The 22765-nt window shown below is 47.2% G+C and carries 21 protein-coding genes; 4 read left to right on the top strand and 17 right to left on the bottom strand.

Going from position 1 to position 22765, the window contains the following annotated elements:
• The 17 genes from B2337_RS14155 to B2337_RS14075 form a co-directional block, all read right to left on the bottom strand.
• Positions 1–3117: an efflux RND transporter permease subunit gene (locus tag B2337_RS14155; RefSeq protein WP_292414604.1), complete on the bottom strand. Its 3117-nt coding sequence runs from the start codon at positions 3115–3117 to the stop codon at positions 1–3.
• On the bottom strand, positions 3114–4214 hold the full coding sequence (locus tag B2337_RS14150) for an efflux RND transporter periplasmic adaptor subunit (protein WP_292361160.1): 1101 nt from the start codon (positions 4212–4214) through the stop codon (positions 3114–3116). The genes B2337_RS14155 and B2337_RS14150 overlap by 4 nt, the downstream gene beginning before the upstream one ends.
• 109 nt (positions 4215–4323) lie before the next feature.
• Positions 4324–5100 (bottom strand): HAD family hydrolase, encoded by a 777-nt coding sequence (locus B2337_RS14145; protein ID WP_292414603.1) that lies wholly within the window; start codon positions 5098–5100, stop codon positions 4324–4326.
• Complete coding sequence (locus B2337_RS14140) at positions 5088–5264, bottom strand: DUF3012 domain-containing protein (RefSeq protein WP_292361163.1); 177 nt, start codon at positions 5262–5264, stop codon at positions 5088–5090. The genes B2337_RS14145 and B2337_RS14140 overlap by 13 nt, the downstream gene beginning before the upstream one ends.
• 19 nt (positions 5265–5283) lie before the next feature.
• Positions 5284–6567, bottom strand: a complete 1284-nt coding sequence (locus B2337_RS14135) for a dihydroorotase (RefSeq protein ID WP_292414602.1) — start codon at positions 6565–6567, stop codon at positions 5284–5286.
• A complete protein-coding gene (locus B2337_RS14130) occupies positions 6567–7538 on the bottom strand; it encodes an aspartate carbamoyltransferase catalytic subunit (RefSeq protein WP_292361165.1) in 972 nt (323 codons plus the stop codon). The genes B2337_RS14135 and B2337_RS14130 overlap by 1 nt, the downstream gene beginning before the upstream one ends.
• A complete protein-coding gene (pyrR, locus tag B2337_RS14125; RefSeq protein WP_292361166.1) occupies positions 7528–8058 on the bottom strand; it encodes a bifunctional pyr operon transcriptional regulator/uracil phosphoribosyltransferase PyrR in 531 nt (176 codons plus the stop codon). The genes B2337_RS14130 and pyrR overlap by 11 nt, the downstream gene beginning before the upstream one ends.
• Positions 8055–8474: a Holliday junction resolvase RuvX gene (ruvX, locus tag B2337_RS14120; RefSeq protein ID WP_292361167.1), complete on the bottom strand. Its 420-nt coding sequence runs from the start codon at positions 8472–8474 to the stop codon at positions 8055–8057. The genes pyrR and ruvX overlap by 4 nt, the downstream gene beginning before the upstream one ends.
• On the bottom strand, positions 8471–8992 hold the full coding sequence (locus B2337_RS14115) for a YqgE/AlgH family protein (protein WP_292361168.1): 522 nt from the start codon (positions 8990–8992) through the stop codon (positions 8471–8473). The genes ruvX and B2337_RS14115 overlap by 4 nt, the downstream gene beginning before the upstream one ends.
• A gap of 40 nt (positions 8993–9032) precedes the next feature.
• Complete coding sequence (gene trkA / locus B2337_RS14110; RefSeq protein ID WP_292361169.1) at positions 9033–10406, bottom strand: Trk system potassium transporter TrkA; 1374 nt, start codon at positions 10404–10406, stop codon at positions 9033–9035.
• A 9-nt stretch (positions 10407–10415) separates the two neighbouring features.
• The gene (locus B2337_RS14105; protein ID WP_292361170.1) at positions 10416–11690 is read right to left on the bottom strand and encodes a sigma-54-dependent transcriptional regulator; all 1275 of its coding nucleotides are present in this window, start codon (positions 11688–11690) and stop codon (positions 10416–10418) included.
• A 2-nt stretch (positions 11691–11692) separates the two neighbouring features.
• Positions 11693–13852: a sensor histidine kinase gene (locus B2337_RS14100; protein ID WP_292361171.1), complete on the bottom strand. Its 2160-nt coding sequence runs from the start codon at positions 13850–13852 to the stop codon at positions 11693–11695.
• On the bottom strand, positions 13837–14358 hold the full coding sequence (locus B2337_RS14095; RefSeq protein WP_292361172.1) for a DUF4390 domain-containing protein: 522 nt from the start codon (positions 14356–14358) through the stop codon (positions 13837–13839). Before B2337_RS14095 ends, B2337_RS14100 begins: the two co-directional genes overlap by 16 nt.
• A 37-nt stretch (positions 14359–14395) precedes the next feature.
• The gene (gene rsmB, locus B2337_RS14090; protein ID WP_292414601.1) at positions 14396–15712 is read right to left on the bottom strand and encodes a 16S rRNA (cytosine(967)-C(5))-methyltransferase RsmB; all 1317 of its coding nucleotides are present in this window, start codon (positions 15710–15712) and stop codon (positions 14396–14398) included.
• The gene (gene fmt / locus B2337_RS14085) at positions 15696–16625 is read right to left on the bottom strand and encodes a methionyl-tRNA formyltransferase (protein WP_292414600.1); all 930 of its coding nucleotides are present in this window, start codon (positions 16623–16625) and stop codon (positions 15696–15698) included. Before fmt ends, rsmB begins: the two co-directional genes overlap by 17 nt.
• A gap of 8 nt (positions 16626–16633) precedes the next feature.
• Entirely contained in the window at positions 16634–17137 is a 504-nt protein-coding gene (def, locus tag B2337_RS14080; protein WP_292361175.1) for a peptide deformylase, read from the bottom strand.
• 38 nt (positions 17138–17175) lie between these two features.
• Positions 17176–17493 carry a c-type cytochrome gene (locus tag B2337_RS14075; RefSeq protein ID WP_292361176.1) on the bottom strand — a complete coding sequence of 106 codons (318 nt, stop codon included), beginning with the start codon at positions 17491–17493 and terminating at the stop codon, positions 17176–17178.
• A gap of 187 nt (positions 17494–17680) precedes the next feature.
• Here B2337_RS14075 and B2337_RS14070 point away from each other — a divergent pair, with 187 nt between their 5' ends.
• The 4 genes from B2337_RS14070 (at position 17681) to topA (ending at position 22702) form a co-directional block, all read left to right on the top strand.
• On the top strand, positions 17681–18712 hold the full coding sequence (locus B2337_RS14070) for a LysM peptidoglycan-binding domain-containing protein (RefSeq protein WP_414673679.1): 1032 nt from the start codon (positions 17681–17683) through the stop codon (positions 18710–18712).
• Between the two features lie 10 nt (positions 18713–18722).
• Positions 18723–19844: a DNA-processing protein DprA gene (dprA, locus tag B2337_RS14065; RefSeq protein WP_292414597.1), complete on the top strand. Its 1122-nt coding sequence runs from the start codon at positions 18723–18725 to the stop codon at positions 19842–19844.
• 23 nt (positions 19845–19867) lie between these two features.
• The gene (locus B2337_RS14060; RefSeq protein ID WP_292361179.1) at positions 19868–20335 is read left to right on the top strand and encodes a DUF494 family protein; all 468 of its coding nucleotides are present in this window, start codon (positions 19868–19870) and stop codon (positions 20333–20335) included.
• Between the two features lie 84 nt (positions 20336–20419).
• Complete coding sequence (gene topA, locus B2337_RS14055; protein ID WP_292414596.1) at positions 20420–22702, top strand: type I DNA topoisomerase; 2283 nt, start codon at positions 20420–20422, stop codon at positions 22700–22702.
• Positions 22703–22765: the final 63 nt, after the last annotated feature.

The following is a 22765-nucleotide window of genomic DNA, read 5'->3' as shown; positions in this document are numbered from 1 at the left end:
CTAAGTTAAAGCTGCCTGGTTATCAAGTGTGTTTCGATCTCTAATCGAGTGAAACAGGTGATATACCAGAGGAACCAGCAGTAAACTGACCATCATCGAAAAGCTTAATCCCCATACTACGGCTATCGCCAGTGGCTGCAACATTTCAGAACCTTCCCCAAAACCAATCGCCAGTGGCAGCATCCCCATGACCGTACTCAATGTGGTCATTAATATCGGACGCAACCGCAGTCGCACGGCTTCAACGACGGCTTCGGTTAAGTTGTTGTTGTGTCGACGTTCAAGCTCAATATAGTTCACCAGTAATATCGCGTTATTGACCACAATGCCAATCAGCATAATCGTACCTAACCAAATTGGCATGGAGAGTGGCAGATCGATCCAATAAATTCCCAGTGCTACACCAATCGCGGAAAACGGAACGCTTAACAGAATAATGATAGGGTTAAGCAACGATTCGTACTGAATCGCCATAACGACCAAAACCAGAAATAATGCCAGAGCAATCAGAAGAAGGTTTTGATTTTGCTGTTGTTCAAGGGCTTGTCTTTGCCCCCCATCGTAGATGGTATAACCCGATGGTAAATTAATTTCCTGACGCATTTGATCCAGTTGAATCAAGGCTTCTCCTAACGTTGCACCATCAACCAATGCAGCTGATAACTCTACAATACGCATCTGGTTTTCACGACGAATCCGTGACGGTGTATCCAGTAATTCAATTTCGGCAACATCGCCAAGATATAACGGTGTGCTTCCATCTGATGAAGGAAACAGAATGATGGATCGTAATGCCTGTGGATTGTTCATTTCTTCCTGAGGAAGTCTCAGACGGATATCATAAGAGCGGTTACCTTCAAGAAAATCACTGATAACGCGTCCCTGCAAAGCCGTTTGAGCGGCTTCAGCAAGATCCTGCATGTTTAACCCAAGTTCCTGTGCTCTATCCCGATTCAGTTTGATGGAAATTTCAAACCGTTCATCTTCTGCAGAGTGTTCTACATTGCTTAATTGCGGAATTCGTCGCATTTTATCGGCGATCTCATCGGCAACGGTTTTCATGACAGAAAAATCATCGCCCTGTAATCGCAGACTTATATCCTGATCTCCGCTATGAGTGCGTAATCCCCGAATGCCGCGTTGAAATAAAAACACGCGTAGTCCCGCGATCTGCAGTTCATCGACCTGTTTGCGGATATCTTTTATCCATTGCTGGCTGGATATCTCCCTTTCATCCGCAGGCACAAGCTCAACAGTCATTTCTGCCCGACTGGGTTCTTCACGCTGAGAGCGTCCGAAGACGCTGCCCCCTACCAGAGTGAAGATGGTCATCGTTTCCGGTTTGGCATGCATGATTCGTTCAAGCTCCTGAACATAACTGTCCATCTCATCCACCGAGACACCGGAGTCAGAAATCATCCGTACTTCAATACGACCGTCATCGATATTGGGCAGTAAGATCTGATGACCACTGGTAAAAACTGGCAAACTCAGGGCAAAGCCACCAATAAATAACGCGATGATTAACAATTTGATTTTCAGGAAAAAACGAATGACTTTGCCGTAACCCAATTGTAAAAAGCCAATTAAACCATCCATCATTCTACGGATGGGATTATTGCTGATTTGGGTGACTTTGGCGGCATAGGCTGGAACCAGGGTGAGGGCAATCACCATAGAGGCAAAAATGGCTGCTGAAATAGTGAAAATCAGTTCGCTGAACAATAATCCGGTTAAACCGCCGATAAATAAAAACGGCAAAATGGCTGCAAGGTTGGTTGATGTTGAAGCGATAATCGGACCGTTGACTTCCGCTGCTGCATGGGTACCGGCTTCCAGGGGTTGCTCATGCTTGCATTGATGACGATAGATGTTTTCCAGCATGACAATGGTGTTGTCCACCAGCATTCCCACACCAAGCGCCAGACCGCCTAAGGTCATGATATTGAGCGTCAGTCCACCCATGCCCATCAATACAAAGGTAAACATAATGGCAATTGGGATAGCACTGCCAATGATTAAGGTACGACGTAAATTGCCGAGAAACAGATACACCACCAGCATGGCCAGAATACCGCCACTGATAGCGGCTGTTGCAGCATTTTTCAGAGACTGTTTGATATAGACAGATTGGTCTGTCACGGTTGTCACATCGATGCCGGGGGGGATGACATTCTGTTCTTCAAGCCAGAGCAGTTGGCGTTTCACCACTTCAACCACATTATTCGTGTTGGCCGTTGGCTGTTTTTGGATGGCCATTTTGATGCCGCTGATACCATTGGCCCGGATTCGCAGTCTCTCATCTTCACTGCTGTCGACAACCTTAGCCACTTCATGCAGTTTGATAATATTATTATCTGATCGTCCAATCGGTAGTTGCCGAATTGCTTCAACCGAATTCAATCGGCCACCAATGCGACCGGTAATCTCATTGCCCGGCATTTGCAATCGTCCAATTGCGATATCATCGTTGGCTGTCTGAATGGCATCTACAATATTGCGATAGCTGAGTCCCATCGCTGCCAGGCGCTGCTGGTCTGGGATGATCTGAATTTCGCGTTCAACCCCGCCACCGATTTCTGCGGCAGCAACCCCAGGCAAATTAATAAACCATTTGCTTAAGACATCGTCGGTCCAGGTTCGCAGATCAACTAAATCCATTAAATCAGAGCTAACGACAAATTCAATAACCGGGATCTGTGATGGGTCACGTTTGTAGATTTCAGGTGGTTGAATGGAATCGGGGAGCTGGGTTTTGGCCCGATCCAATCGCGTACTGGCGTCTCGGAGGGCGATATCGATATCTTTGCCATAATCAAAGGTAATATCAATTTCAACCAAACCGAGATCAGAAGAGGACTGCACGTTTAACGCATCTTCGGTAATCGCTAACTGTTCTTCGACTAACCGTGTGACCTGATCTTCCATGACACTTGCGGGGACACCTGGATCGAGAATACGTACCCGAATATCGGGATAGACAATTTGGGGTAGCAGATCGATTGCCAGGCGGCTTAAAACCGCTAATCCAAGGACGATGACTGTTGCTGCAATCATTGAGACACCGATCGGGTGCTTAATCGACCAGGCTGCCAGCCCGCCTCCCTGGATTTTCATTGGGAAGTGATTTGTTTGGTTGATGCCGGCATGGCTTGTCTTGCAGCAGGCGCATTAACGATTTTCACCGCTTTATTTTCCCGAAGATTGGTAAATCCACGAATAACAACCTGCTCACCGCCTTCCAGGCCTTCTACAATTTCTATCTGATCTGCAATTTCCAGCCCGGTAGAGACGGGCACACGCTTCACGACATTATCGCTATCTGCAATAAACACATACTCCTCTTCGACAGAACGGCGCAGCGCGATAAATGGCACTAACAGTCTTTTTGCCTGTTGTGTGGTGAGCGTTACACGGACAAATTGGCCAGCCCTGGCACCTTCCGGAACGGGGGACAACGCTATTTCAAGTGTTCCGGTTCGGGTCATTGGATCAATATCCGGAAAGATTCGACTGATTTTACCGGTGAGGTCTGGATGCGGACGTCGGCCAGTACGTAATGCATCAATTTGAATGGATACATCATCACCGACCTGAATATTGTTTAAAAGTAATTCTGAGAGGCGCACTTCGGTAATTAACGTCTGTTGATTGGCAATCGTCATCAGATGTGAATAACGCTCAGCAATGTTGCCGGGTTCACTGTTACGCTGTGTAATGACGCCACTTATCGGAGAACGAATGACAAAATAGGATAGGCGGGTTTGTAGGGATTCCTGTTCAGCCTGGGCGACAGCGAGTTCTGTTTCAATACGGGTTAATTCGGTCTGAGTCGTCAATTTTCGGGCAACCAGATCTTTGATTTGGGCAAGATCGGTAGCAGATTTTCTGGTTAATGCCTGGGCGCGGGTGAGTTGGGAGCGAAGCAAGCGATCATCAAGTCTGGCGATAACCTGGCCTTTCTCAACCTGATCGCCCTCAAAAAAAGGCAGCTCCGCAATTTGCCCTTCTTCCTGATTGAAGATCTGAATTTCCTGAATGGCTCTTAATGTGCCGTTACGTTCGCGTGAAACGGAAATATCTTTTAATTCAGCTGTGACGACTTCAACCAGGTGAGGTTTTATTTGTTGTGTTGCCTGTGGTCTGTCACGCTCACACCCTGTAAGGCCCATAATGGTAAGCAATAGAGCATGCCATAAAAGTTTGTGCTTCATTGGCTGATGTTGTCTCGAATGATGGTCTAAACTTAATTCAGCTAGGTGCGATGTCTGGTTTCCGTTTATGGGCAAATTTCCCTGCCGAGAGTTCCAAGGGGATGTTACCTCAACATGGTGTCAAGTTTTGTAAAGAAGGTAAATCTATATGGGTGATTCTGGGATGCAGGTATGCGTGATGTTTGTCATCGCCAGTATTGTAACCCCAGTTTGCGAAATACAATTGAACGCTGGACAGGGAAGCGGTCGCAATAACATCCAGTAATGTGGGCAGTCGATCTTCAATGAACAGAATAGCGGTTTGTGGATGTGATTGCTGTAGCTGATTAAGAATTTGAGGCTTTTTCAGATTACGTTCCAAACCATAGATTTGTGTAGGCTCCACAGTTATTTGATTGGCTTCAAGGATCGCACTGACAAATCGTTCCTGTTTGGTTGTAATAATAAAAAGCTGGTGACGGGGGATTTGACTTAACAGGTCAATAACACCCGGGTAAAGCGGATTCATTTTGATCCAGCCGGCAAAATCGGCGTCAATCCAGCTGTCCCGGTACACACCAAACCGTTTTTTTAAATCCGTTTTATCAAGCTGGTCCCGTAGCACAAGATTGTCGATTTGGCCGGTAAAATCATTTAATAAACTATCTGGGCTAATCGCTTCAAACAATAGTCGACATATCAGAATCGATTCGAAGCCAGTTTCCATCACCGGTCTCACCTGACGAAAATCCGTCAGGATTTGTTCCGGCATTTGCTTTGGCATATCTCCCCAGATTTGCGCTGCAACTTGCCAGCCACTTAATCCGGTTTCAATGGCGCTGTCGCAAATTACCCCATCAAAATCAAATGCAAATAACGGTTGCAACATGATAGTCAGAGCAGACAATGTTCCGCATAAGCACCGGCTTCATTTGCTGTCCAGTCACCTTTGGGCTTCTCTTTCATATGCACACACCATTCATCTGAACCAATTTCAGGAGTACAGGCTGAAAACAGTACAGTAAATGCGAGCAAACCAAGAACTCGAAAACAATAACGCATAATTGTCATTTTAAAGACTCCGCATGGGCTAGTTGGGCTGGCGCTGATAAACGAGTTTACCCTGAAACAGCGTATGGCTGACCTGATGCTGAAACAACCACCCGCCAAAAGGGCTGTTTTTTCCGGCACTGACAAATTCGGAGGGCTGACAGTCATATTGTACATCCGCATCAATAATACAGATATCAGCACTGGCACCGGCTTTGAGTTGTCCTGCTTCAATACCCAGAATAGCGGCTGGCTGACAGGTCAGACTGGCAATAGCCTGATGCAGGGTGATTTCATCATCTTCTACCAGCTTGAGTGTCAGCGGTAATAGGGTTTCCAGTGCCGAAAGGCCCGGCAGGGTTTCGGCAAACGGACCTAATTTGGCATCGGCATCCAGCGGCTGATGATGAGAAGAGACCGCTTGAATGACTCCATCACGTAAGCCTTGTTTTAACTGTTCGCGATCCCGTACGCTTCGTAAGGGTGGCATCACATGACTGAAACTGTCGTAATTTCCCAGATCATGTTCACAAAGATGTAAGTGATGGGCGCTGACATCAGCAGTAACAGGTAAGCCACGCTCTTGTGCTTCGCGAATAAGTTTGACCGCTTTTCCTGTAGAGATACTGTGAAAGTGAGCACGCACTCCGGTTTGTTCAATCAGAATTAAGTCCCGACTTACGGCAATGGTTTCCGCACTTTCCGGGATACCGGATAAACCTAATCTGGCACTGACCGTTCCTTCATGCACGCAGCCCTGTTTTTGTAACCAGGGATCAGCGGGGTTAATAAATACAGTCAAGTCCAGCGTAGCAGCATATTCAAGTGCACGGCGCCAGACTACGGTATTTTTAATTTCGGTCACGCCATTACTGACCCCCACACAGCCCGCTGCTTTTAACGCGGCCATTTCTGCCAGCAGTTCGCCATTCAGTTTTTGGGTCAATGCACCTACGGTGAGCACCATCGTGCGGCCGGCCTTTTTTGCTCGATCCTCGATCAATTCAACTACTGCTGGATTATCGATTACTGGATCGGTATCAGGTGGAACGGCCAATGTGGTGATCCCTCCTGCAGCAGCAGCACGGGTTTCACTCTCAATGGTGGCAGTATGCTCCTGTCCGGGTTCACGTAACCGGGCACTCAGGTCGACCAGGCCGGGACAGACGATTTTGTTATAGGCATCAATTTCGATATCGGCATCAAAGTCTGGCAACTCTTCAGCGATGGCAATGATGCGGCCATCTTCGATGTAAACATTGTGATCGATATCAAGTTGGCTGGCAGGGTCTATGACACGACCATTTTGAATACAAATCTTCATTATTCGACTTCTGCCTGTTCTGATTGACTGGCCAGGGCCATCGACATCACCGCCATGCGAATGGCGATACCGTGGGTTACCTGCTCAAGAATCACTGATTGTGGCCCATCGGCAACTGACGAGGCTATTTCAACACCACGATTGATCGGGCCGGGATGCATGACAATGGCGTCCGGCTTTGCATATTTAAGTTTTTCTTCGGTCAGCCCATAGCAGCGGAAATATTCCCGTGCACTGGGTAATAAAGCGCCTTGCATACGTTCAAGCTGTAAGCGTAAGGTAATGACCACATCTACACCCTCAAGACCCGCAGCCATGTCATGATAAACATGCACACCCAGTGTTTGGCTCTCACGCGGTAATAACGTCTGTGGACCAATAACGCGGATCTCACCTACACCAAGTGTGGCTAGCGCCTGAATTTGTGAGCGGGCTACCCGCGAGTGCAGAATATCGCCGATTATTGCCACGCGAAGGTTGGCAAAATCCTGTTTATGGCGGCGGATAGTAAACATATCCAGCATGGCCTGAGTGGGGTGAGCATGACAGCCATCGCCTGCGTTGATAACACTGACATGCGGTGCGACATGTTGGGCAATAAACTCTGCTGCACCACTTTGATCATGGCGAACCACAAACATATCCGTGTGCATGGCTTCAAGGTTATGCAGTGTGTCGAGGAGGCTTTCACCTTTAGAGGTTGCAGAGGTGCTGATATTAAAGTTCATCACATCGGCTGAAAGACGTTTGGCAGCTAACTCAAAGGTTGAACGGGTGCGTGTACTGTTTTCAAAAAATAAATTGATAATGGTTTTGCCACGTAGCAATGGGACTTTTTTTACCTGGCGATGGCTGATACTGGAAAACTGCTCAGCCCGATCCATGATTTCTGTCAGTAATGGGCGTTTCAGACCTTCAATCGTCAGAAAATGCCGCAATTGGCCACCTTCTGTCAGTTGATTACTCGGCATGCAGCGCTCCTGCTGCGCGTGTTTCCAGTTGCAAACCATCGCGGTTACGAAGTTTTAAATGTTGATTGCGGGGTAAAATAACAGAGGCCCCAACAATATCCGGACGGATGGGTAATTCACGACCATCCCGTTCAATCAGCACGGCTAACGTCACGCTCGCTGGACGACCATAATCAAAAATTTCATTCAGCGCAGCCCGTGTTGTGCGACCACTGTAAAAAATATCATCTACTAACACCAGATGGCGATTGTCTACTTCAAAGGGCAGATCGGAAGGCGAAACCTGAGGATGCATGCCGATGCGAGTGAAATCATCACGATAATAGGCAATATTCAGGGTGCCAAGCGGCGCATCAAAAAAGTCTTCGCCAAGAATGTTCTGCAAGGCTTTTGCGACCCAGACGCCACCGGTATGGATTCCGATCAGCAACGGATCTTTGTCGGCGAGATCATCACGTATGGATTCAGCCATCTCTTCTAGCAGACTTTGAATTTCCGCTGTGGTTTGGGGCATTGTCATTGTTGGTCCAGCCATGATTGAAGAATAATTTGAGCCGAAAGTTTATCGACATCGCTGCGTTTATCGGACTGCATTTTACTGCGTATTCCCATTTGATCGAGTGCTTCAAAGGTTGTCAGGCGTTCATCCTGCCAGGCCACCGGAATATTAAAACGATTGTTCATCCGGTTGCCAAATTTTCTGGCGGCGGCGGTCATTAACTGTTCGGTGCCATCCATATTCAGCGGCAAGCCAACCACAATAAGACCAGGCTGCCACTCCTTAATTAAATTAGCGATGCTATCCCAATCCGGAATGCCATCACGGGCGGATAAAGCGGCAATGCCTCTGGCCGTGTTGGTTAATTGATGACCGACCGCAACACCTATGCTTTTCATGCCAAAATCAAAACCGAGTATATTTTTCTCAGAATTCATGCATGACCAGTTGTATTAGACATCAGATTGATGTCGATGCCCAGTAATTTAGCTGCCGCATGCCAGCGTTCCTCTGCGGGCGTTTGATATAGCAGTTCAGGGGTCGCCTGCACGGTCAGCCAGCTGTTTTCCGCTATTTCCTGTTCCAGTTGACCGGCTTCCCATGCAGCATAACCCAAAGTGACTATTGAATGTGGCGGCCCGTTCTGGGTGCCTAATGATTGCAGGATATCGCTGGAAGTGGTTAAAAATGTTTGCTCGGATATCTTAAGGGTATTTTTCCATTGTTCCCCACCATCATGCACCACCATACCCTGATCTTTTTGCACTGGACCACCAAACAAAACGGCGGTGTTGCTAGCCCATTCGGAAGTATTGGTGATTTGCAGGTGGTTAAGTAGCTCTTGCATCATGATTCGGGTGGGACGGTTTATGATTAAGCCCATTGCACCTTCTTCATCGTGTTCACATAGATACACCACTGAATGATAGAAAAAACTGTCTATCAGGGTTGGCATGGCGATCAGAAAATGATGTTTAAGTGAATAGGACATAAGATTAAAAGAAGGTGAACCCGACCTGGAATAAGCGTTCAACTTCTTTGATGTAGCGTTTATTGGTTAAAAACAGAATGACATGATCTTCTGCTTCAATCATGGTGTTTCGGTGAGCAATAATAACTTCTTCACCGCGAACGATTGCGCCAATAGAGGTGCCCGGTGGCAAATCAATTTCATCAATGCGTCGGCCAACTACCATGGAAGAACCTTTATCGCCATGAGCAATGGCTTCCAAAGCCTCAGCAGCGCCACGGCGCAAGGAATGCACCGCTACAATATCACCACGCCGAATATGGGCGAGCAGGCTGCCGATTGTGGCTTGCTGGGGAGACAGTGCAATATCAATGGTGCCGCTTTCAACCAGATCCACATACGCGGCACGATTGATTAATGACAATACTTTGCGGGCACCCAGGCGCTTCGCCAGCATTGCCGATAAGATATTGGCTTCATCATCATTGGTCAGTGCGCAGAATAAGTCCACCTTATCAATTTCTTCTTCGAGTAATAACTCTTCATTGGCGACATCGCCTAACAGGACGATACTTTTGGATAATTCTTCTGATAAATAATCTGCCCGATCGCTATTGGCTTCGATGATTTTGATCTGATAGTCGTTTTCCAGCGCTCTGGCCAACCGGATACCGATATTGCCACCACCGGCCAGCATGATGCGTTTATACGGTTTTTCCAGTCGTCGTAATTCGGCCATCACCGAGCGGATATCTTTGCTGGCGGCGATAAAAAATACTTCATCATCCGCTTCGATGACGGTTTCGGCTTCCGGCAGGATGGCTTTGCCATTACGGAAGATTGCCGCCACCCGGGTTTCGGTTTTTGGAATATGTTTTCGTAGTTCGCGCAGCGGATTACCGACTAAAGGCCCCCCATGAAAAGCTCGGACAGCAACCAGTTGCACCAGGCCATCAGCAAAGTCCAGAACCTGCAGGGCATTAGGATGACTGATTAATCTTTCAATGTAGTCGGTGACCAGCTGTTCAGGACTGATCAGCACATCAATAGCAATGGCTTCATTGTTGAAAAGTTCTGGTTTTGTAAGATATTCAGGAGCACGAATCCGGGCAATTTTGGTGGGTGTGTTATACAGCGTATGACATATCTGGCAAGCCACCATATTGGTTTCGTCACTATTGGTCACAGCCAGCACCAGATCGGCATCAGCCGCTCCTGCTCGTTCTAATACGGCCGGATGCGAAGCAAGACCTTGAATAGTACGAATATCGTAATGATCCTGAAGTTTATGCAGACTATTGGCGTCTGTATCAACTAAGGTAATGTCATCATCCTCACGGGCGAGAGTAGCTGCAACGGAGGCACCAACCTGTCCAGCGCCGAGGATTAGAATCTTCATTGCAAATCCTTAAACTTGTTTACTATCAATGCCCAGCGCCCGTAACTTCCGGTACAGATGGGTGCGTTCCATACCGGCTAATTTAGCGGCTTTGCCCACGTTGCCATCGGTTTCCTGCAGTTTCTGCAGTAAATAAATCCGTTCAAATTGTTCGCGTGCCTCACGCAAGGGTTGATCAAAGTTGATACCGGTTACGTCATCCGCCTGGGGTGGTTGCTCGGCCAGCAAAGCCGCTTCCACATCATCGACATCAATATCATCAGAATCGCCAAATACCAACAACCGTTGAATGACATTTTTTAATTCCAGTACATTGCCTGGCCAGGCATAATTTCGTAAGCGGTTCTGAGCCGCTACGGTAAAACGGCGATAGGGCAAATCCGCCTGTGAGGTCTGCTGATCAACAAAGAAATGCACCAGTTCGGGTATATCTTCAACATGGTCCCGTAATGCGGGTAATTGTAACGTGATGGTATTAAGTTGATAAAACAGACCTTCACTGAAGTCTCCACGAGCAATAACCTTGTCCAGTCCCTGCTGGGTGGCACAAATCAACTGGCATTCTCTGAGACGACCACTTTCCAGCAAGTGCAATAGCAAAGCTTGGGCTTCGTCACTGAGTAAAGCGACATCATTGATATAGATCGTGTTGTTCTGAGCCAGTGAAATCAATTTGTGGCTATCAAGCGGGAAGCTTTCGGGACTGAACTCAATGAATTTCCCGTTGTTATATAAGCCTAATCTGTGCAGATAATAGGCAAAACAATGTTTCCCTGTGCCACCTTCGCCAATCAGTAATATCGGCATTTCATGCCCGGCAACACGTTCGGCCTGTTCACGCAGCTGCGCCATTTTGGCACTTTTACCGACCGGTTCTAAAGCAAACTCATAACGCTGAGCAGCCTGTTTTGCACGGTTCTCAATGGCTAATTCCACTGCACGGAGTAATTTCGCCATGGATAAGGGTTTTTCAATAAAATCACTGGCACCGGAGCGGGTAGCCTCTACGGCCGTTTCGATAGTGCCATGCCCTGACATCATAACAATGGTGACACCTGTATTTTGTTGCTTAAATTCCTTCAGCAAGCTGATACCGTCTACATCAGGCATCCAGATATCCAGCAACACCAGTTGTGGCTGTTTTTGGGTAAAGATCAGACGCGCTTCCTCACCATTACTTGCCGTGATGACCCTGTAGGCTTCATCTTCGAGAATATCTTTAATGAGCTCACGGATATCAGGCTCATCATCTACAACTAAAATAAGTGGTTTTTCAGTACTCACGCCTAATCTTCCTCCAGTGGTAGCCGGATTATTATACCTGCTCCTTCGGGGTTAAGGTTTTCTGCCCAAACATCCCCGCCATGTTCTTCGATGATTTTTTTAACTATTGCCAGTCCCAGCCCGGTGCCTTTGATTTTAGTGGTAGCGTATGGCTCGAACAGTTTATCGATCATTTCCTGGGGAAAACCCGGCCCCTGATCATTAATGGTAATTTCCAACCACGGCATATGTTGCTGAATGATAACGTGATAACTGATCACAATATCCACAGCTTTGTCCGCTTCTTCACTGGCTTCAATGGCATTTTTCAGTAAATTGTGGAATACCTGTCGCATCCGGTTTTTATCAAGCCTGATAGGAATCTCTGTTGGACTGTTCAGTAAAGTGAATTGATGATTGGAATGACTTTGATACAGGGTCAATACTTCTCTGAGTAATTCGCCGATGGAGACTTTTTCCAGCTGTAATCCGGGACTGCGGGCATAATCCGAAAACTCGTTGACCATATCTTTCATGGCTTCAACCTGTTGCACGATCGTATCAGTGAGTTTTTGTAATGTCTCTGTTTGATCCGGTGGCACTAATGAAGCGTACTTGTGTTGTAAGCGCTCGGCAGATAATTGGATTGGGGTTAACGGATTTTTGATTTCGTGTGCCAGACGTCTGGCCACTTCGCCCCATGCTGCATTTCGCTGTGCCTGAAGCAATGTCGTTATATCATCAAACACGATAACCCAGCCCGTGTCAGCCGGTAAAGGGGTGCCGTGACACATCAGTGTTTGACGTCCCTTGGTTTGTTGCAGTTCTATCTGCTGTTGCCAGGCAACTGATTTGAATGTGTAGTTTTGTATTAACAGGGAAAAGCTATGCAGGTTGTCATTGATTTTGCCCAATGTATCCAGAGAGCTTTCCAATCGTTGCTGCAAGTTCACGCCAAGTATTTTACTGCTGGCGACATTGGCGGTACGCAAATACAGATCGTTATCAATGGTAATAACACCGCTTGACAGGCTGCCAAGTACTGTCGTCAGGTAACTGGTTTGCTGTTCCAGTAACCGATGGCTTCTATCGGAGGCATTTCTGGCTTGCGTCAGGCGTTGCGTCATCTGATTAAATGAACGTACCAGAAAACCGATCTCATCATGTCCGGATGCGGTTAATTGCATATTGTAGTTACCAGAAGCGACGGCCTGGGTTCCTGCAGCCAATTCCTGTAGCGGCTGAACCATACGTCTTGAAATCCATACTGCAAACCAGATTGAAGCAAGCATGGTCAAAAATACTATCAGGCTCAGTGTCAGGGTGAATATGGTGACTAACGGTTTGCGTAAATAGCTCAGCTCTTTGTAATCAGTGTAGGCATCCTGAACATTTTTGCCCAGGGAGCTCAAGTGTTCATTGACCGGAAAAGCCACATGTAAAAACCGTTCTTCGGCCAGAATCGATTTACGCGGTAACATTACTGCAGCCCGTAATTCCAGTTCATCATTTGCTGCTGGATCCAGACCTATATAGTCTTCGCCTTGCTGCAAACGGCGCACAATCGATTCATCAGGACCTTGGGGAAGAAAAATGGCCGGGTTTTCAATGCTGGAAACCACTAGTTGTCCACTCATATTCCAGATACTGATTTCCAGGGCGCCACTCAATTGCACCAGCTCTCGCAGACTATTGGTCAGACGGGTGTCTGGCAATTCTGATAATACACCCGCCATCATTCGTGTCTGTCGCAGTAAAGTACGCATACGTATACCAAAAGCGCTGCGGCTTAACTCAAGAGAATCTTCCAGAGCTTGCTCAACTTTTACATCAAACCAGCTGTTAATGCCGCGTTGCAGGAAGTGGACAGAGAATCCGTAAACAATACTGGTTGAGCCGACGATTAATAATACAAACAAACTGACCAGTTTCAGTGTGAGTCGGGAACCCGGTGCTTTGCGTTTAAAATCCCGGTAAAGCCGATATAACCCACGGGCCAGAATTCCGGCCAGCAATAAAAGGCACACCAGCCCCAGCCCGAAAATATAGAGAAACAAGTCACTGAGTCGTGAGGTATCCTGAGTTGCCGCACTGAGTAAATAGGCCAGAACTAACAGTAGCAAGGCCAGTGAAAAATACGGTGCAGTTCCTGAGCTGAGTCCCCTGATTAGTTGGAAGGCCATGCCACCTCATACCATTCGCTGGCTAAATCCCATTTGCTGGACAGAAATGCGCCGGGCCGCATCGGTGACGGCAGGGCGTTCAAATCAATCTGGCTGCGTACTCTGAGAACGAGGTTATGCGTATCGAGGGTATGCTGAGGGGGTAAGCTGAAATCTTTTATCACCCCCATACCCATCAGCGCGCTCTCCATCGTCGGAAAATTACGATGCGTTTTGGTTTCCATTGAGTGCAGTAAATACTGTTGGGAGAGATCGTGATAACGCAAAACGTAACGGATTTCGGTTGACCAGATATTGCTGCGCCATTGCCACCATTCACCCAAAACAGGATAGATCCTGATGAGCTGAATCTCCTGCACGAACGTTATAGGGACACCATTGTATAGCGCTTCTTTTACACGGGGATTCAGTGGATAACTGATATTGGCATTCAATAGATAACCATTGCCTGCTGGAGATGTCCGAGCTTCTTCAACACGAAAAACTTCCGCGTGTACAGTTTGCACTGATACAAAGACCAAAAAAACAGACGTCAGAAGACGTTTAGCGGTGACGCAGGCAGGCATAATAGAAACCATCCAGATCGTTATCTCCCGGTAGCAATTGATAGCCAAAACGTACTCTTCGTGCTGGAGCCTTTGCTGGATGCTGCTCCATCGCGTCAGGCTGACGCTGCAAAAATGCTTCTATCTGTAATTCATTTTCCTGCTTAAATGCAGAGCAGGTAGTGTAAACCAGTAAACCATCGGGTTTCAGTAATGGCCACAAATTATCCAGCAAAGCTCGCTGTTGCAGAGCCAATTGTTCGATATCGTCTGGTTTTCTCAGCAGTTTGATATCCGGATGCCGACGAATGACTCCACTGCCTGAACATGGTGCGTCAATCAATATACGGTCAAACTGCTCACCATTCCACCAGTTTAGAGTATCGCTGGCATTTGCTGCCAGACAATCAGCTGATAAATGTAATCGGGAAAGGTTTTCGTTCACCTGTTTGAGCCGCTCCTCACTAATATCGAGTGCGGTTACCTGGTTTGCTGGAAATCTTTCCAGAATATGGCAGGTTTTGCCTCCCGGCGCTGCACAGGCATCCAGAATGCGTTGTTCAGACTGTAATTCAAGCAAATCAGCAACTTTTTGTGCGGCACCATCCTGTACTGAAACGGCACCTTCTACAAAACCCGGCAAGGCAAATACATCACATGCCTGTTCCAGCAAGATGCCTTGAGGGCAATTTTCAATAGCTTCACCCTGGATGCCGGCTTTAGCCAATAATTCCAGATATTCCGAAGTGGAATACTCCCGGCGGTTAACCCGCAGCATCATGGGTGGTTGCTGATTATTGGCTGTCAAAATGTTCTGCCATAACTCCGGCCAGTCGTTTTGATACTTTTCAATCAACCATGCGGGATGCGCATATTGACTGACAGGCTGTTCCGCGATGGATTTTTCCATTGCTTGCTGCTGCCGTTGATAATTTCGCAGACATGCATTCATTAAGCCGCTAGCCCATGATTTATTGAGCAATTTGCAGGCGCTAACGGTTTCAGACAGGGCGGCATGATCCGGAATGCGTAAGGAGCGAAGTTGATAAATTCCAATCAGTAAAAGCGCTTGAATATCGCCATCTTTGGATTTTAATGGTTTGGAAAGTAATTGTTGGCTGAGTGCTTCAAGCAAGGGATGCCAGCGAATCACACCATAAGCCAGCTGTTGAAATAAGCTGCGCTGTGTTTCGTCCAGACGTTTGATGATATCAACAGAAGCCGTCGTTAATGATTGACCCTGAGTCACCCGCTGAATAACTAAAGCTGCTGCACTACGTGCGCACAATATTTTGCTTTTAGCCAAAATGATCACCCGCTATCAATGGGTGGGCATTCAGAAAATCATTGACAGGCATCGCTTTTTTTCCGGGTGCCTGGATAGATAACAGACGAATGATTCCGGCTCCGGTAGCCACATCTATCCCCTGACGATTAACTTGAAGAATAGTGCCGGGTTCTGCATTGTTGGCATTATCGATTATTTCAGCACTCCAGACGCGGAGTACCTTGTCTTGCCACAGGGTCTGAGCAACCGGCCACGAGTTAAATGCACGGATTTGACGATCGATTTGCTGTGCAGAATGTGACCAGTCAATATTGGCTTCGGCTTTGTGTAATTTTGTAGCGTAACAACTCTCAGCATTATTTTGCGGAACAGCGTGTTTCTGTAACTCATCAAAACGACTTAGCGTATCCAGCAGGGTAGAAGCGCCGAGAAGGGCAAGTTTATCGTGTAAAGTCTCACCGGTATCCGACATTTCAATAGCAATTTCACTACGCTGGATAACCGGTCCGGTATCTAATCCGGCTTCCATTTGCATAATACAAACGCCGGTTTTCGTATCCCCGGATAATATGGCGCGCTGAATGGGCGCAGCGCCACGCCATCGTGGTAATAAAGAAGCATGAACATTGATACAGCCCAATCGGGGCGTATCTAATACCGTTTGAGGCAGTAACAACCCATAAGCCACCACAATCATCAGATCGGCCTGATAGCTGGCGAGTTTTCCCCGATCCGCTTCGGCTTTGAAATTAATGGGCTGTTCGACAGGAATCTGATGCCGTAAAGCGAGTTGCTTAACCGGGCTGGCAGTGAGTTTCCGGCCACGACCGGCAGGCCTGTCCGGTTGGGTGTAGACGGCGCAGATTTCATGATCCGTCGTCAGTAGAGCTGCCAGCATAGTTGCAGCAAAGTCCGGAGTGCCGGCAAAAATGATTCGCATGGATGTCCTTATAGTTTTTGTTTCTGGTGTTTCTCCAGCCGTTTTTTGATGCGTTGACGTTTGAGATTACTCAAGTAATCCACAAACAGTTTTCCTTCCAGATGATCAATTTCATGTTGAATGCAGGTGGCCAGAATACCGTCAGCATCCATTTCAAAGGTTTCGCCTTGAAGATTTAATGCACGAACCCGAATTTTATCGGCACGGGTAACGGTTTCGTAGGCTTCAGGAACCGAGAGGCAACCCTCTTCAAAATCACGTTCACCCTCAGTGTTCAGTAATTCAGGATTGATTAAAAACAGCGGACTGGATTTATCTTCGGAAACATCAATCACGATTAACCGCTTTTGTTCGTTCACCTGGGTCGCCGCCAGACCTATGCCGGGAGCATCGTACATGGTTTCCAGCATATCTTGAGCCAGCTGGCGAATATCATCCGTTACCTGTTTTATCGGCAAGGCTTTCTGACGCAGTCTGGGATCCGGAAAATGCAATATGTTTAGTAAGGCCATGTTAATACCTGCTATGAATCAATTAACCAGCAGTTTATTTATTTTAAACTTGCGTAATATGCGGCAAGGTTTGCGATATCTTCATCAGATAAGTTTGTTGCCTGCATCTGCATGATGGCGGCCATGCCACCTTGACGTTGTTTATCTCTGTAAGCTTTAAGTGCTGACTCTAAATATTCCGCATTCTGCCCGGCGAGATTTGGGTATACCGGCATAATGGCAATGCCGTCAGCACCATGACAAGTAGCGCATACAGCGGATTTTGCTTTTCCGGCAGCTACATCGCCTGCAGCCATCGCAGCGGAATTAATGCCAATCGTAGCCATGCTGGCAATAAAGAAAGCTGATAATTTCATTGTTTACTCCGTCAAGGAAGAGGGCCTTTCCAGGCAAAAAAAGTTTAACCAGTCGAGATATCGACACATTATAGACCAAGTTTGTTGCCGGATGACTTGATAAGTGTATACGCTTATTAGACACTATGAGCCGTTGCTGCTTATCCAGGGATAATGGCTGCCCTGTAGCGTCCATGAGGATTTTATGATGATACGTCACATCTGTTTGGGTTTAATGGCCCTATTGATGAGTTCTGCGTTACTTGCGAATCAGGTAGCCCTTAATCCAAACCATCCTGAACGCTACGTGGTAGTCAAAGGCGATACGCTCTGGGATATATCTGCGAAGTTTCTCCAATACCCCTGGCACTGGCCGGAAATATGGCAAGTTAATCCACAGGTTGAAAATCCCCATCTTATTTTCCCCGGTGATGAATTAGTACTGGTTTACCGGGATGGTCGGCCAGTACTGGAACTGAATCGTGGTCAGCAAACATTCAAACTTTCACCAGAAATGCGTGAAATCAGGATGGATGAAGCAATAAGTACCATTCCTTTATCGATTATTCGTCCGTTTCTCACCAAGCCGCGGGTCGTTGGGGCCGAAGTGCTTGATGCTGCCCCATATGTTGTCGCGACCTCTGATGAAAGATTGTTATCCGGAGCCGGTGATATTGTTTATGCACGCGGAATTACCGAGCCGGAACAAGATGAATTCAGTGTATTTCGTGGCGGAAAGATTTATTTTGATCCGAATACTGGTGAAGAGCTTGGTGTTGAAGCTATTTATTCAGGCGATGCAGTGGTCAGGGAGCCTGGGGATGTTTCCACCATGGATTTAACCTACACCAATCGGGAAGTCATGGTGGGTGATAGATTGTTAGCGGTTGAAGAGGAAGACTTTGATCTTAACTTCTTCCCAAGAGCACCCTCGCAACCGATGGAAGGGGTGATTATTTCTGTCTTTGATGGTGTTTCTCAGGTGGGTCAGTATCAGATTGTTGTATTAAATATCGGTCGTCGCGACGGCCTGGAAACCGGCCATGTTTTATCCGTATATAAAGCAGGAAAAACGATTCGCGATGCGGTCAGTGAAGATCGCAAAGCAATGGTAACCCTACCGGATGAACATGCCGGGGAAGCAATGGTCTTCAAGCTTTATGACAAAGTAAGTTACGCCATCGTGATGAAAGCAACAACCTCCATGCACCTGTTTGACAAGGTGCGTTCCGCAGAATAAAGGAAACAGTTTGCATCGATTTTCCGCTTCGCAACTGTCCCTGGCATGTCAGCTGGCTTTACAGCGTACTCCCGGTGTCGGGCCAGCTACCTTTGCCAAACTTGTTCAACAAGTTAATCAGCCAGCCGATATCTTTCGTGAAGCTCGCCTGTTAAAAGGTGTTGATTCGAAAATCCTGACCTTACTGCAATCTCCGGACTGGGATCAGGTTGAACGCGATCTGGAATGGTTATCGGCTGATAATCGTCATGTTATTGATCAGCAGCATCCGCTCTATCCAGAGCTGCTCAAGCAAATACCGGATCCACCTGCTTTATTGTTTGTTCAGGGCGATATTAATTTGCTTGGTAAATGGCAACTGGCCATTGTGGGTAGCCGAAATCCATCGGCTTCGGGGCGTGATACAGCATTTGAATTTGCCCGCTATCTGGCAGATGGCGATATTGTCATTACCAGTGGATTGGCTTCAGGTATCGATGCGGCGGCACATAAAGGCGCTTTAGCTGCATCCGGCAAAACAATCGCCGTCATCGGTACTGGACTGGACCGGGTTTATCCGGCAGCCAATCGGGATTTGGCGCACCATATTGCAGAAATCGGTGCAATCGTTTCGGAGTTTCCTTTGGGGACTTCACCCAAAGCTGAAAATTTTCCCCGGCGAAACCGTATTATCAGCGGTTTGAGTTTAGGCACGCTGGTGGTTGAGGCCGCCGTTAAAAGTGGTTCGCTGATTACGGCAAGAATGGCGATGGAGCAGGGAAGGGAGGTATTTGCCATACCAGGCTCAATACACAACCCGTTATCACGGGGCTGCCATCAGTTGATTAGAGAAGGTGCCAAGTTAGTTGAGACAGCCAATGATATTATTGAAGAGCTGGGAGCTTTAGCTGGATTTGTCCCGCAACTGGAGGATCCTTATGCGACGACAGAGAAGGTTTTGGCGACAGCGGAATTAGATAAAGATTATCAACAACTGTTTGAGTTTCTGGGATATGACCCGATCCACATCGATATACTTATTGACAAAAGCGGATTGACGGCTGATGCCGTTTCATCCATGCTGTTATTACTGGAGCTGCAAGGTCAGGTAGCATCATTACCCGGAGGACGATACGTCCGAGCCGGAACCTGATCAGGCCCACAATAGAGAAGCCGATGAAAGAAAATGTAATTGATGTGTTGCTCTATCTGTTCGAAAACTATATCGATACTGAAGATAGCAGCCAACCTGATAAAGATGTCCTGGAACTTGAATTAGAGCAGGTAGGCTTTCAGGAGTTGGAGATACACAAAGCGCTTGATTGGCTTGACAATATGACTGTGGTGGCCCCGCAGACAGACAATCCCAATACACATATCCGTGTTTTCAGCGAAAGTGAAATAGAGCGTCTCGACATTCAGTGTCGCGGCTATTTATTGTTTTTGGAACAGGTGGGTGTTTTGGATGTCGAAACCCGCGAAGTTGTCATCGAGCGTGTGTTGGCACTGGATAGTGAAGAAATTGATCTGGAACAGCTCAAATGGGTGGTACTCATGGTGCTGTTTTATCAACCGGGCAGAGAAGTGGCTTATGCCTGGATGGAAGATCTGGTGTTTGAAGATTTGGAGGCGGTTATTCACTGAATTTGACCGCTCTTATAATTCATAACACTGCCCGTTTTACACGGGCAGTGTTATTTAGAGCGTCTATTTTTGGTACAGGATTTTATGGGAAATAAACTCGTCATTGTTGAGTCACCGGCCAAGGCCAAGACCATCAAAAAATATCTGGGCAAAGATGTAGAAGTCTTGGCGTCTTATGGTCACGTCAGGGATTTATTGCCTAAAGAAGGCGCAGTCGACCCGTCTAATGATTTTGCGATGAAATATCAGATAATTGATCGCAACAGTAAACATGTTGATGCAATTGCCAAAGCCATGAAAAAAGCCGATTCGCTCTATCTGGCGACGGATCCGGATCGTGAAGGAGAGGCAATCTCCTGGCATTTATTTGAGTTGCTTAAAAAGAAAGGCGTTTTAAAAGATAAAGAAGTTTTCCGTGTCGTCTTTCACGAAATCACCAAACAGGCTGTTAACGATGCGGTCGCCAATCCACGTGAACTGTCGATGGACATGGTGAATGCACAACAAGCACGTCGCGCTCTGGATTACCTGGTCGGCTTTACGCTCTCACCATTACTGTGGAAAAAAGTGCGTAGAGGGTTATCTGCGGGTCGGGTGCAAAGTCCTGCTTTACGAATGATCGTCGAGCGCGAGCTGGAAATTGAAGCGTTCAAAGCTCAGGAATACTGGACCATTGAGGCAGACGCAACCGCTGAGAAAACCCCGTTTCAGGCAAAATTAACGCATTATAAAAATGACAAGCTCAGCCAGTTCAGTATCGAGAAAACTGAGCAGGCGGAGGATGTCGTTAAAACCCTAACGAAGGCTGCTGAAGGCAAGTTACTGGTTACTCACGTTGAGAAAAAACAACGCAAACGTAACCCGGCGGCACCTTTCACCACATCAACATTGCAACAGGAAGCTTCGCGTAAATTGGGGTTTGGTGCGCAGCGCACCATGAGTGTTGCCCAGCAATTATACGAGGGTGTGGATACTGGCGAGGGTGCGGAAGGTTTAATCACCTATATGCGTACCGACTCGGTGTCTCTGGCAGCAGAGGCGATTGAAGAAATCCGCATGTTTATCGGTCAGCGTTATGGCGCCAAATCAGTGCCGAGTAAACCACAGGAATATAAAACCAAATCCAAAAATGCACAGGAAGCGCATGAGGCTGTCCGGCCGACATCGGTGCTGCGTACACCGGATGAAATGAAGGCATATTTATCCGTCGATCAGCACAAACTGTATAACCTGATCTGGCAGCGCACCCTGGCCAGTCAGATGATTCATGCAACCTTGAATACCGTTGCTGTGGATTTAGGCTGTGGCAAAGGCAATACGTTCCGCGCTAATGGCTCTACCGTGGTGAATCCCGGCTTTATGAGCGTTTACCTTGAGGGTAAAGACGATACCAAAGGCGATAAGGACGAAAATATTCTGCCGCCCATGGAAGTTGGCGAGGTGGTTGATCTGGTCGCTATTCGACCGGAACAACACTTTACTGAGCCACCACCGAGATACAGTGAAGCCAGTCTGGTACGCAGTCTGGAAGAACACGATATTGGTCGGCCTTCGACTTATGCCAGCATTATATCCACCTTGCTGCAACGTGAATATGTCGAATTGATAACGAAGCGTTTTCATCCCACTGATGTGGGAAGAGTCGTCGGCAAGTTTCTGGTTGAACACTTTACCCGCTATGTGGATTATGACTTTACTGCCAAACTGGAAGACGATCTGGATGCGGTGTCACGTGGTGAGGCAGAGTGGATTCCTCTATTACGCAACTTCTGGGGCCCGTTTAAAGAGCAGGTTGAAACTAAGGATAAAGAAGTCCAGCGCAGCGATGTGACCCAGGAGCTGTTAGACGAAGACTGCCCCAAGTGCGGTAAAAAACTATCCAGCCGGTTGGGGCGTAGTGGTCGATTTATCGGCTGTACTGGCTATCCGGAGTGTGATTACACCCGCAATATTGATGGTGAAGAAACTACTGCAAGTGAACCTGAAGTTGTTGAAGGACGTAAATGCCCTAAATGTGATTCGGACTTATGGATTCGCACAGGTAAATACGGCAAATTTATCGGCTGCAGCAGCTATCCGAAATGCAAGCATATTGAATCATTAGAACAGCCGGATAAAACCGGTGTTGAATGTCCGAAGTGTAAAAAAGGTGAGATCCTTACCCGTAAATCACGACGCGGCAAAGTGTTCTATTCCTGTTCGGAATATCCGACTTGCGATTATGCCATTTGGAATGAGCCGGTTGCCGAACCCTGTCCGAATTGTAACTGGCCGATTTTGAGTATCAAAACCACCAAGAGTAAAGGTACTGAAAAAGTCTGCCCGCAGAAAGATTGCGGTTACAGTGTCAAAGTGGAAAGTGCTTAAAAATAAAAAAGGGACGTGAAAACGTCCCTTTTTTTATTCATTTGACCCGTCCTAAATAAGGTT

Origin of the sequence: Methylophaga sp. UBA3192 (genome assembly GCA_002363955.1) — a bacterium.
Classification (GTDB): domain Bacteria; phylum Pseudomonadota; class Gammaproteobacteria; order Nitrosococcales; family Methylophagaceae; genus Methylophaga.
Note: the sequence above shows the minus strand (reverse complement) of the source record. Positions and strands in the feature narration are given on the sequence as shown.